The sequence below is a fragment of the Methylobacterium sp. J-059 genome (assembly GCF_022829485.1).
In the GTDB taxonomy this organism is placed as follows: Bacteria; Pseudomonadota; Alphaproteobacteria; order Rhizobiales; family Beijerinckiaceae; genus Methylobacterium.
Window position 1 is genome coordinate 1 of the sequence record NZ_JAKSYA010000031.1, and the last position, 338, is coordinate 338.

Here is a 338-nt window from a genome sequence, read left to right on the forward strand (position 1 = left end):
GTCGGCGACGTCACGGGCGACCGCGAGACCCAGGCCAAGGGCACCGCCAACGAGGCGAGGGGTACCGTCGAGAACCTGTACGGACAGGCCAAGGACGCGGTGCGGGACGTCGCCGACCAGGCGGGTGGCATGGCAAAGGACGCCATCGAGCAGGGCCGTCGGGCCTTCCCGGATGCCGAGCGGACATACCGTCGAGGCGCCGATACGGTGACGGACTACGCCAAGGAGTCCCCGTTGATGCTTGCGGCCATGGCCGGGGCCATCGGATACCTGCTCGCGATGGTCGTCCACGGCCGTCGCTGAACGGTCGACGTCCGGGGCTACGCTTACGACGGGCG

1 protein-coding gene is annotated in these 338 nt (G+C 69.8%); it reads left to right on the forward strand.

Features of this window, described 5'->3' with window-relative positions; genetic code table 11:
• Positions 1 to 303: CsbD family protein (locus MKK55_RS01875; protein ID WP_243933002.1), on the forward strand; the 303-nt coding region annotated here is incomplete at its 5' end.
• Positions 304 to 338 lie beyond the last annotated feature (35 nt).